Here is an 11,064-nt window from a genome sequence, read left to right on the forward strand (position 1 = left end):
TCGCGCTCGCGTTCGGGATGTTCGCTGCGGCAGTCATCGCCGTCGTCACGGACCGAATCATCTACAAACCGATGAAAGGGTCGGGCTCCATCGGACTCCTCATCACGAGTATCGGTGTCGCCCTCGTCTATCGGGCGATGGTCTTCCTCTCGTTCGGGTCCGACTCCGAGCGCTACGGAGTGACTCGTCAGGGACCGATTCCGTGGGTCCGCGAATCCTTCGGGGTCGCGGTCACACCGCGTAACCTCGTGGTCGTCGGTCTCGCGACGGTCCTGGTCGTAGGACTGCACCTGACGCTGACCCGGACGACACTGGGTCGGAAGATGCGTGCGACCGCAGACAACGCGGACCTCGCACGAATCAGCGGCATCCGCACGCGGGAAGTCATCATCGCGATGTGGCTCATCGGTGGCGCACTCGCCGCCGCGGGCGGCGTCTTCCTCGGACTGGAAGAACTCGTGCGCCCCCGCATGGGCTTCGACATCCTGCTCATCGTGTTCGCCGCAGTCATCCTCGGCGGCATCGGGTCCGTCTACGGTGCGATGCTCGGTGGCTTCGTCATCGGGATGGTCCACGAACTCGTCCCGCTTTTCAACCAGTGGGGAATCATCCCGGTCGGGTCGCGGTACGCCGCCGCAGTGGCATTCGTCATCATGGTCGCAATCTTGCTCGTCAGACCGAGCGGAATCGTAGGTGAGAGCGGATGAGTGTCGCAACCTGGGTGAACGAGACACTCGTTCGTGACAAGTCTGAGCGCCGCATCTTTGCCGTACTGGGACTCATCACGGTGCTCCTCGTCGTCGGCGTCGTCACCGGCGTCGTCGGGTTGAGCTTCCTGTTGTTCCAGGTTTCACTGGTCGGGATGTACGCGCTCCTCTCGCTCGGACTCAACGTCCAGTGGGGGTACGCCGGCCTCATCAACTTCTCAGTCGCGGCCTTCTGGGGCCTCGGGGCCTACTGTGCGGCACTCTTGACCGCACCCAATTCACCACTTGGGCTCGGCCTCCACCCGGTCTTCGGGTTCCTCGCGGCAATCGTCGTGAGCGCCCTCGTCGCGATACTCATCGGTATCCCGACGCTGCGCCTCCGTGAGGACTACCTCGCGATAGCAAGTCTCGGGCTGGCGGAAGTCATCCGCCTCATCATCCTGAACGAACGGCAGTGGACCGCCGGGTCGAGCGGAATCAGCGGGATTCCCGCGCTCATCCCGTGGTTGCCGCTCACGAGACTCGCGACGACTGCTAGCGTCGTGGTCGTCCTCGGGGTACTCATCTACCTGTTCCTCCGGCGGACCCACCGGTCGCCGTGGGGGCGTGTCTTGCGGACCATCCGGTCCGACGAAGACCTCGCGAAGGCACTCGGCAAAGACACGTACCAGTTCAAGATGCAAGCGTTCGTCATCGGCAGCGTCATCATGGCCATCGCTGGGGCGTTCTACGCGCACCTGAACCTGTACCTCGACCCGTCCGACCTCGTCCCCTTGACGACGTTCTACATCTGGATTGCCGTCATCCTCGGTGGGACCGGGTCGAACCGCGGGGCAGTCGTCGGTGCCGCCGTCGTCATCGCCATCCGCGAGGGGACCCGATTCATCAACGACGTGCCGGCGATTGGGTCGCTCGGACTCGACGTGGCACCGCTTCGACTGCTGTTCGTCGGTGTCCTCATCATCCTCATCATGCGCTACCGGCAGGATGGACTCCTTCCGCCGAAGGACGAACTCATCTGGCCGGCAGCGAAGGACAAGGCTTCGGCACCCAGCGGTGGGTCGCCGAAACCACAGACCGGAGGTGACGACTGATGTCCGGTGACGTCTACGAGGGCGCACACCTCGGAAAGGCCGACGCCGTGTTGAAGACGGTCGGTCTGGAGAAGGCGTTCGGTGGCCTCGTCGCCACCGATGACGTGTCCATCGAAGTCGAACGCGGGACCATCACGGGGATGATTGGCCCGAACGGCGCGGGGAAGTCCACGCTGTTCAACCTCATCTCCGGGTTCTACGAACTCGACGAGGGTCGCGTCATGGTCAACGGCGACGACGTAACCGAGTTGGAACCGCACGAACGCGCCCGAAAGGGACTCGTTCGGACCTTCCAGACGCCTCGGCGTCTCGAAGGGATGTCTGTCCGCGAGGCGATGCTCGTCGGCCCCGGCCCACAGGCCGGTGAGTCGGTGTTCTCGCTGTTCTTCTCCGGTGACGAGGTCACTCGAGAAGAGCGGGCGAACATCAAACAAGCACGGGAACTGCTCGAACGCTTCGAGATTGGACACCTCATCGACCAACCGTCGACGGACCTCTCGGGCGGGCAGTTGAAACTCGTCGAGTTGGCGCGCGCCTTCACGACGAACCCGGACATCTTGCTGCTCGACGAACCGGTCGCCGGGGTCAACCCGACGCTGGCGAACGACATCAAGCGGTTCATCCGCGAACTCAACGAGGAGGGCCAGACCTTCCTCATCATCGAACACGACATGCCGTTTATCATGGACCTCGCCGACCCCATCATCGTCCTCGACCAGGGGAAGGTGCTCATGGAAGGCACGCCAGACGAAGTCCGCACGGACGACCGAGTCATCGAAGCGTACCTCGGGGGTGCTGGCCCATGAGTAACCGCGCACTCGACGTGCAAGGCGTCGACAGTGGCTACGGTGAGGTGCAGGTCCTTCGCGACTTGACGTTGCACCTCAAGTCAGACGAAATCGTCTGCATCATCGGCCCGAACGGGGCGGGGAAGTCGACGGTCCTCAAGACCGTCTTCGGACTCCTCAAACCGTGGACCGGAACGGTCGAACTCGACGGCCGAGACATCGCCGGCGAGGACCCAGAAGACCTCGTCAGAACCGGCATGGGGTACGTCCCACAGGTCGACAACGTGTTCTCGTCGCTCACTATCGACGAGAACCTCAAGATGGGCGGCGTCGCCCGGAAAGAGGGCTTACAGGCACGTATCGACGAACTGTACGACCAGTTCCCCATCCTCGACGAGAAGCGAACCGCGAAGGCGAAGACGCTCTCTGGCGGCCAACGCCAGGTGCTCGCGTTCGCCCGCGCACTCGTCATGGACCCCGACGTGCTCCTCATCGACGAACCGTCGGCCGGTCTCGCCCCGAACATCGTCCAGTCGGTGTTCCAAGACGTCCAGAAGGTGAACGAACTCGGTACCTCGGTGTTGATGGTCGAACAGAACGCCCGTGAGGGTCTCGCCATCTCCGACCGTGGGTACGTCCTCGACCAGGGCACCGTCGCCTACGAGGGCCAAGCCGGCAGTCTCCTCGACGACCCCGAAGTCTCGCGTCTCTACATGGGTGGCGCAGACTACGAGGGCGTCGAAGGGGAGTAAGTCGGTCCGACGCAGTCACACTTTTGTCACGACCACCGACGACGAGAGCGATTCCCTCACCAGAACTGTTAGCCAAGTATAATTTATTGAGAGGTAGCTACCAACAAAATTATCAATTCCCACCCGGTGGTATCTCTCGGATAGTCACGAACACACGTCATTCAGAGGTAGATGGTCATCTTCAGAGAACGTTATTCCAGGACGATTTCTTCCGCATTGCCTGCCATTCTCGGCGTGGTCGCACTCCTCGTCGGGTGGGAGCACGCACAGGATAGCGAACCGCTCGTCGGACTCCTACTGGGCGTCTTTCCGATGGTGCTCGTCGGTGTCGGCCTCGTCTTTGCCGGTACCTACTTCTATCGGAGTACGCTTCCGACGACGAACGTCTGGAAACTCGATGCGTGGGTCGTTGCAGGCGCACTCGTCGGTGCGGCCATCGGGGGACTCTTCGTGTCGTATCAGCAGACACACGGCAACACCACCGTCCACGCGAACTATCTCATGGTCAATACAGTCCTCGGCGGCGCGGGCATCAGCACGGCGCTCGGGTATGCGACGGTGTTGCGGGCGGTGGAATCCGAGAGACTGGAGACGACGGGCGAGATTCTCGATACTGTCCGAGAGATCAATCGCCAGATTGCGACGACCGACGACCGCGAGACACTCGAACAGGCGGTCTGTGAGACGTTGGCCGAGGCAGACCCCTACGTCTTCGCGTGGGTCGGTTCCGTCGAAGACGACGAACTCGTCCCGAGGGCGTCCGCAGGCGTCGAGGACGGGTACCTCGATAGCATCACGATAACGATTTCTGACGGGGCGACCTCCCGCGGACCAGCAGGGACCGCCGCCCGAACGCACGAATCGGCAGTCATGCAGGACATCCACGAAGACCCGACGTTCGAACCGTGGCGCGACGCAGCACGCGAACGAGGGTATCAATCGAGTATGGCCGTCCCTCTCGTTGACCACGGGACGCGCTACGGTGTCCTCTCCATCTACGCGGACCGAAAACATGCGTTCGACGGGCGTGAGCGTGCGGTCCTCGAAGAGGTCGGAGATACGCTCGCCAACTCGATTGCGGCGAGCGAGACACGACACCGTGAGGCCAGGTTGTTGAACAGTATGGACGACATCGTCGTCGTCTACTCGCTCGAACGTGGTGAGATTCTGGGTGCGAACACCACGGGGTTCGGCCGCCTCGAATACGACGAATCTGTGCTCCTCGGCGCACATCTGTCGTCGTTCGTCGTCGACCCAGACGAAGACAACTGGTTCCACGACGTGGAGTCGTCTGACCGGTTCGTCTTCGAGTCGACGTTCGAGACTGCAAGCGGTGAGACGTTCCCCGTCGAAGTGAGTGCCGTCTCGATACAGTACGAAGGAGAGCGCGCGATGCTCACACTCGCTCGCGACATCACGAGTCGGCGAGAACACGTTCGAACGCTCCAGACCTACAGGGAAGCCATCGAACACGCTGGCCACGCCATCTACATCACTGACACCGACGGCATCATCGAGTACGTGAACCCTGCGTTCGAAGAACAGACGGGGTACACCGAACAGGAAGTCGTCGGGGAGACGCCGTCGTTGCTCCAGTCTGGTCGGTACGACGAGGAGTTCTACGAAAACCTCTGGGGGACGATACTGAACGGCGAACAGTGGCACTACGAGGGGATGGTCGACGCCCGAAAAGACGGGTCGGAGTTCTACGTCGACCAGACGATTGCGCCAATCGTCGTCGACGACGAAGTCGTTCGATTCGTCGCCATCAACCGCGATATCACCGACCTCAAAGAGTACCAACGGACACTCGAAGACCGAAACGAGCAGTTAGAGTTGCTCAACGAAATCGTCCGCCACGACATCCGAAACGACATGCAAATCGTCCTCGGGATGAGTCAACTCCTCGAAGACCACGTCGACGAAGACGGACGCGGTCGGTTGGCGTCTATCACGGAAAAATCAGACCACGTCGTCGAACTGACACAGACTATCGGAGAGTTGATGGCGACTCTCCTCACTGACGAAACCGACGGGACGACTGCAATCTCACTCTCTCAGCCCCTGAACGCAGCAGTCGACGAACTCGCCCACGCGAACCCCGGAGCAGAGATTCGAATCGAGGGTAAAATCCCGTCGACACCGGTGTGTGCAGACGAGATGGTCGAATCGGTCTTCAGGAACATCTTGAACAACGCGATTCAGCATACCCACGCCGACGTTCCCGAAGTGGTGGTGTCCGCGACAGAAAGCGACGACGACGTCACCGTCCGAATCGCAGACAACGGACCGGGAATCCCCGAATCACAGCGCGACGATATCTTCGGCAAAGGCGAACGAGGGCTCGAAAGTAGCGGGACGGGACTCGGGTTGTACCTCGTCCAGACACTCGTCGACCACTACGGAGGGAGCGTCACTATCGGCGACAACGACCCATCTGGAGCGGTCTTCGAGATTCGACTCGAGAAAGCAGCGTAATCCGACGACACGCACGCTGGACCGTCACGTGACCCGCTTTTCTATCTCGCCTTTGAGCGCCGCGGCGTCGAAGTCGTGGTCGGGACGGATGTTGACGAAGTCGAGGAAATCGACGGCGTCGAGGAGTTCGGTCGGGTCGTACACCGTCGCTGCGGCGACGACAGCGTCCTTCGCGCCAACGAGTGGTTCGAGGGCCGCCAGCGCACACGCCAAGTCGTACGAACGCGCGTCGTGCATCCCCTCGTCGTTGACGTTGGTCGCGTCGATGAAGTAGATGCCATCGTCGCGGACGAGGACGTTCTCGGCCCGCAGGTCACCGTGAGCGAGGTGGTTGTCGTGCATCTTGTGGAGGGCTGAAAAGAGGTCCGGCGCGAGGGTGAGCACTTCCTCTCGTGGTGCCGTATCGAGCGTGTGGAAATCTGGCAGATACTCCAAGACGAGGACTCCGAGTCCTTCGACTTCGAACGCTTCGACGGGGGCGGGAGCGTTCAATCCGATTTCACGCAGGTGCTTCGTGGCTTCGAGTTCGTGTTCGGCCATCTGGAGGGGCGTTCCGAAGTGCTCGAAGAATCCTTCGGTGCCACTAGAGAAGGCACCCAAGTTTCGCCCGGTGGTAAACAGCGCGTGGACGAGTGAGTTCTGTTGAGAGACGACCTTCACGAACCACTCGTCGTCGACGACCATCGGCGTCGAGAGCCAGTTGTCTGCTTCGAGAAAGCGAACGTGGAGGGTCTCGCGGTCGTATCGGCGTGTCAATTCACGGACGACAGCCTCGAGACGAGGCCACCCGACACGGCCACGGACGAGCCGACGGAGGTCCATGACCCCTCGTATGACGAGGGATGGCTTAACGTCGTGGGCTCACTCCGACTCTTGTCGGACGGTCAACACAGGGACGGGAGAACTGCGGACGACCCGTTCGGCGACGGACCCGATGAGGTAGCGGTCGAGGCCACTGCGGCCGTGTGTCCCCATCACCACCAGGTCGATGTCGTCTCGGTCTGCGAACTCGAGTATCTCGCTCTCGGGTGTTCCTTCCGTGACCGTCGTCTCGACGTCGATGCCGGCCGCACGGGCCGTGCGTTCGACGCGTTCGAGGACGTCCCGACCGCTGTCGTGCAGTGCGTCCCGGACCTTCCCGAGAGAGACGGCAGGCGCAGCGTGGCCGACTTCCCGAACGTCGGCGACGTAGAGGGCGTGAATCGTCGCGTCGTACATCTCGGCGTGGTCTAACGCGTGGTCAAGTGCGGCGTCAGCACACTCGCTACCGTCGGTCGGAAAGAGGATGTGAGAGTACATACGAGACGGTCGTTCTCGGACGGTGAAAGAAGCGGTCGGACGTTCCCACACACTGAGAGCGAACAACCTTCATGGTCGTTCGATTGGTTTATGTCCCGTTCGGCGATAGTTGCTCTCATGGACTTCGACCTTCCGGCGGAACACCGGATGATTCGTGACACCGTCCGCGAATTCTGCGAAGAGGAAATCGCCCCTATCGCGCAGGACATCGAGGACGAACATCGGTTCCCCGCGGAGATTTTCGACCAGTTGGCCGAACTGGACGTGATGGGCGTCCCCATCAGCGAAGCGTACGGTGGTCTCGGCGGTGACCAGTTGATGTACTCGCTCGTCGTCGAAGAGTTAGGTCGCGTCTCGGGGGGTATCGGCCTGTCGTACGCGGCACACGTCAGTCTCGCCTCGAAACCTCTCGAACTGTTCGGCACCGACGCACAGAAAGAACAGTGGCTCCGCCCCCTCGCGACTGGCGAGCACATGGGTGCGTGGGCGCTCACGGAACCGGGGTCGGGAAGTGACGCGAGCGATATGGACACGGTCGCCGAGAGAGACGGCGATGGCTACGTCATCGACGGAACGAAGCAGTTCATCACGAACGCGAACGTCGCCGGGTCGGTACTCGTCAAGGCCGTCACGGACCCCGGCGAAGGGTACGACGGTATCTCTACGTTCATCGTCGACCCGGAGAACGACGACGGGTTCGAAGTGACCACGGTGTGGGACAAGATGGGACTCAACTGTTCGCCGACGTGTGAACTCTCGTTCGACGACTGTTGGATTCCCGAAGACCGTCTCCTCGGCGAGGAAGGAGAAGGCTGGAAGCAGACGATGAAGACGCTCGACGGCGGACGCATCTCGATTGCAGCCCTCTCTGTCGGCCTCGCACAGGGTGCGTACGACCACGCGAAGGAGTACGCCGGCCAGCGCGAACAGTTCGGGCAACCGATTTCGAAGTTCGACGCCATCCGCGACAAACTCGTCTCGATGTACCGCAAGACCGAGCGTGCACGCCTCCTCACTCACAAGGCGGCGACGAAGTACGACGCTGGCAACCGGGTGAGCCAGGAGTCTGCACTGGCGAAACTCGACGCTTCGGAAGCAGCACGAGAAGTCGCCGAAGACGCAGTCCAAGTCCTCGGTGGGTACGGCTACACGACGGACTTCGCGCCGCAACGATACTACCGCGACGCGAAGTTGATGGAGATTGGAGAGGGGACGAGCGAGATTCAGCACCTCGTCATCGGCCGACAACTCGGTCTCTGAGGCTGTCGCTGCCGAACAGCGAACTGGTCGGCCTCCGTCTACATGCGATGTCGGTCGGCCTTCGCCCTCGCTTCGACGTCAGTCGTCCTCGTCGTCCATCGACGCGAGTCGAGCGATGTACGAGAGACTCTGGACGTGGTCTTCTTCTGTCGGTGCGTCCTCGAAGTCCGACGGCACGGTGAACGAGAGAATTCGCTCGTGAATCGTGTCGTGAGGGTCGTCGCCAATCCAGCCGATGTCTCGGTAATACGAGACCATGAGGAGTGCCCCGCGACCACCGAGACGTTCGACGAGGTGGACACACCAGTCGAGAAGCACGTTCTCGGCGCGCGGCGTCCGTGGAATCGATTCGAGGTACACCCCGCCGTCCGAGGTTATCATCGCAGTCGTCGCGAGGAGTCGGCGGTAGACGGTCTCGCGCCAGGTGTGGTCCACAGGGTCGTCGACCCAATCGAACGACGCATCGCTCCGTCCATCGACAGCGTGGTGGAGTTCCGCAACGTCGTTAGGTCTTGGGTCGAGCGGCATCTACTGGTGGTTCTGTATCCATCCCGATTAAGCGTTCGGGCCGTTTCGAACATCGTGTAGATTAATCGACAATGCGTCGAGAGTGACTCCCCTGAAGTCAGGCGATTCAAGTATCGATAACCGTGTGAGAGAGTGCAAAATGTCCCCCCGATAGCGTAATTCTCTCGACGCAAATAACAGGTTTCGTACTCAGCCGAATAGTATCAAAATCGATATCTAGGGCGAACTGCTTAAGTTACAGACACGAGTCACGTGTACTGTCGCACCGATGTGATATTCATCGGAGATGACTGAACGGACGAGAGTTACAGATGTGTACCACACCCCACTCATGACCAGCGTCGGACTGTCACCATACGTGTATGCTCTGTTCGCCGCGGGCATCCTCGCAGGTGTGGTCTCGATCGTCGTCCTGGGGCGGTTTCGACTCTACTCTCGTCGCGTTCGGTTACCGTTCGCGTTTCTCTCCCTCTCGGCGGCTATCTGGGCGACTGCGTACGGATTCTCTCTCCTCGCCTCGACACCGAGTGCAGCACAGTTGTACGTCGAAGTCGCGTGGGTGAGTGCCACGCTCGTGCCGAGTTCATGGCTGGTCTTCACCATCGTCTACGCCGGTGAGGCACAGAACCTCACGCAGCGGACCGTCGCCCTCCTCTCTGTCGAACCGGCGGTCTCGATTGCTCTCACGCTGACGAACAACTTTCACGGCCGCTTCGTCTCACCAGTGCTTCTCCAAACAGGGTTCGCCGAGAGTCTCTCAGTCGGTGGAAGTCCGCTGTTCATCCTCCACGTCGTCTACACGGCCGGTGTCTCGACCGCGGGCCTGAGTATCCTCGCGAAGACGGCACTCGCGAGTACCGGTGTCCACAAACGACAGGCAGGACTGCTGACGGCGATGGGTGCAATCCCGATTGGGACCTTCGCGACGACGCTGTTTTGGCGGCCCATCACACCTATCGACCCGACGCCCATCTCGTTCGGTATCAGTTCTGTACTCGTCTTCTGGGCGTTACTCCGGTACCGACTGTTCGACATCACACCGATTGCCCGTAACGCCATCCTCTCGGAGATGCGGGACGCGGTCGTCGTCCTCGACGACCACGATAGGGTTGTCGAGTCGAACGGTGCTGCGTCGGCGCTCCTCAAACTCGCCGTCTCAGAATGTATCGGCCGGCCCATCCTCGAAGTCACTCGTCGACCGTCGGAAGTGCGGGCAGTCCTCGAAGGACGTGACCGCGTCGAGACGACCGTCGAGGCCGAGGACGAACGGCGCTACTTCGAGGTCAGGTGTGGACCCGTCGGAGAGCAGACCGAGAATCGTGCTCAATTACTCGTCTTCCACGACGTGACCGACCGTCGACGAACCGAAGAAGAGTTCCGCGCACTGATCGAGAACTCTCGCGACGTCATCACGGTCGTCGACGAGTCGGGCGTCCGCAAGTACACGAGTCCATCGATGGGCGACGTCCTCGGCTACACGCCAGAATCACTCGTCGGTGAACACGTCGAAGACATCGTCCACCCAGAGGATAGAGAGATGGTGATGAGTCGGTTGAACGAGGCCATCGAGGGTGACGGTCCCGTCCGGGCCGAGTTCAGGATTCGCCACGACAACGGCACGTGGCGTCGCTTCGAGACAGTCGGTGTCAACCTCCTCGACGACCCCGCGGTCGGTGGTATCGTCCTGAACTCCCGTGACGTGACCAACCGCTACCGGTACGAACAACGACTCAGAGTCCTCAACCGCGTGTTGCGTCACGACCTGCGAAACGACATGAACGTCATCCTCGGCCACGCAGACCTCCTGCTCGACGAACGAATCCCCGCCGAGACGAAAGACCACGCGCGGACGATAAAGCGCAAAGCGCGGTCACTCGTGGAACTCGGAGAGCAGACTCGACAGATCGATACGACGCTCGACCGAGGGTCTGACGGCCTCACGCCAGTCGAAATCGTCGACCGAATCGAGACACAACTCGACGACATCGAGTCCGATTACCCGCGAGCGATCATCCACCGTGACCTCCCCGGCGAGCAATGGGTCTACGCCGACGACCTGGTCGAATCGGCACTCAAGAACCTCATCGACAACGCACTCGAACACAACGACCGAATCCTCCCCGAGGTGAGTGTCACCATCGAGTCGTCTGCCGTCACC

Annotated in this window: 10 protein-coding genes; 7 read left to right on the plus strand and 3 right to left on the minus strand. The window is 61.1% G+C overall.

Translation table 11 applies throughout. The features are described 5' to 3' along the window. The 5 genes from AUR66_RS18655 to AUR66_RS18675 all read left to right on the plus strand — a co-directional run. A partial coding sequence (locus AUR66_RS18655) for a branched-chain amino acid ABC transporter permease (RefSeq protein WP_058573618.1) occupies window positions 1-707 on the plus strand: 707 nt, incomplete at its 5' end. Beyond that, entirely contained in the window at window positions 704-1,801 is a 1,098-nt protein-coding gene (locus AUR66_RS18660) for a branched-chain amino acid ABC transporter permease (RefSeq protein ID WP_058573619.1), read from the plus strand. The genes AUR66_RS18655 and AUR66_RS18660, both read left to right, overlap by 4 nt. After that, the gene (locus tag AUR66_RS18665) at window positions 1,801-2,607 is read left to right on the plus strand and encodes an ABC transporter ATP-binding protein (protein WP_058573620.1); all 807 of its coding nucleotides are present in this window, start codon (window positions 1,801-1,803) and stop codon (window positions 2,605-2,607) included. Before AUR66_RS18660 ends, AUR66_RS18665 begins: the two co-directional genes overlap by 1 nt. Beyond that, complete coding sequence (locus tag AUR66_RS18670; RefSeq protein ID WP_058573621.1) at window positions 2,604-3,341, plus strand: ABC transporter ATP-binding protein; 738 nt, start codon at window positions 2,604-2,606, stop codon at window positions 3,339-3,341. The genes AUR66_RS18665 and AUR66_RS18670 overlap by 4 nt, the downstream gene beginning before the upstream one ends. Before the next feature lie 216 nt (window positions 3,342-3,557). Continuing rightward, window positions 3,558-5,819 (plus strand): PAS domain S-box protein, encoded by a 2,262-nt coding sequence (locus AUR66_RS18675; RefSeq protein ID WP_197409879.1) that lies wholly within the window; start codon window positions 3,558-3,560, stop codon window positions 5,817-5,819. A gap of 24 nt (window positions 5,820-5,843) precedes the next feature. Here AUR66_RS18675 and AUR66_RS18680 read toward each other — a convergent pair whose 3' ends face one another. Then, on the minus strand, window positions 5,844-6,641 hold the full coding sequence (locus tag AUR66_RS18680) for an RIO1 family regulatory kinase/ATPase domain-containing protein (RefSeq protein ID WP_058573623.1): 798 nt from the start codon (window positions 6,639-6,641) through the stop codon (window positions 5,844-5,846). Window positions 6,642-6,680: 39 nt separating this feature from the next. Continuing rightward, window positions 6,681-7,118 carry a universal stress protein gene (locus AUR66_RS18685; protein WP_058573624.1) on the minus strand — a complete coding sequence of 146 codons (438 nt, stop codon included), beginning with the start codon at window positions 7,116-7,118 and terminating at the stop codon, window positions 6,681-6,683. 117 nt (window positions 7,119-7,235) lie between these two features. Between AUR66_RS18685 and AUR66_RS18690 the strand changes: the two genes are divergently transcribed. Beyond that, window positions 7,236-8,378, plus strand: a complete 1,143-nt coding sequence (locus AUR66_RS18690) for an acyl-CoA dehydrogenase family protein (protein ID WP_058573625.1) — start codon at window positions 7,236-7,238, stop codon at window positions 8,376-8,378. 78 nt (window positions 8,379-8,456) lie between these two features. Here AUR66_RS18690 and AUR66_RS18695 read toward each other — a convergent pair whose 3' ends face one another. Further along, window positions 8,457-8,906, minus strand: coding sequence for a FlaD/FlaE family flagellar protein (locus AUR66_RS18695; RefSeq protein ID WP_058573626.1), 450 nt, complete (start codon window positions 8,904-8,906; stop codon window positions 8,457-8,459). Between the two features lie 331 nt (window positions 8,907-9,237). Here AUR66_RS18695 and AUR66_RS18700 point away from each other — a divergent pair. Beyond that, window positions 9,238-11,064: histidine kinase N-terminal 7TM domain-containing protein (locus AUR66_RS18700; protein WP_082682291.1), on the plus strand; the 1,827-nt coding region annotated here is incomplete at its 3' end.

Origin of the sequence: Haloferax profundi (assembly GCF_001469865.1) — an archaeon.
In the GTDB taxonomy this organism is placed as follows: Archaea; Halobacteriota; Halobacteria; order Halobacteriales; family Haloferacaceae; genus Haloferax; species Haloferax profundi.

What these genes read in the sequence shown, in the direction of transcription:
- AUR66_RS18660 (WP_058573619.1), top strand. Translation starts at nt 704, where the DNA reads ATGAGTGTCGCAACCTGGGTGAACGAGACACTCGTTCGTGACAAGTCT.
- AUR66_RS18665 (WP_058573620.1), top strand. Translation starts at nt 1,801, where the DNA reads ATGTCCGGTGACGTCTACGAGGGCGCACACCTCGGAAAGGCCGACGCC.
- AUR66_RS18670 (WP_058573621.1), top strand. Translation starts at nt 2,604, where the DNA reads ATGAGTAACCGCGCACTCGACGTGCAAGGCGTCGACAGTGGCTACGGT.
- AUR66_RS18680 (WP_058573623.1), bottom strand. Translation starts at nt 6,641, where the DNA reads ATGGACCTCCGTCGGCTCGTCCGTGGCCGTGTCGGGTGGCCTCGTCTC.
- AUR66_RS18685 (WP_058573624.1), bottom strand. Translation starts at nt 7,118, where the DNA reads ATGTACTCTCACATCCTCTTTCCGACCGACGGTAGCGAGTGTGCTGAC.
- AUR66_RS18690 (WP_058573625.1), top strand. Translation starts at nt 7,236, where the DNA reads ATGGACTTCGACCTTCCGGCGGAACACCGGATGATTCGTGACACCGTC.
- AUR66_RS18695 (WP_058573626.1), bottom strand. Translation starts at nt 8,906, where the DNA reads ATGCCGCTCGACCCAAGACCTAACGACGTTGCGGAACTCCACCACGCT.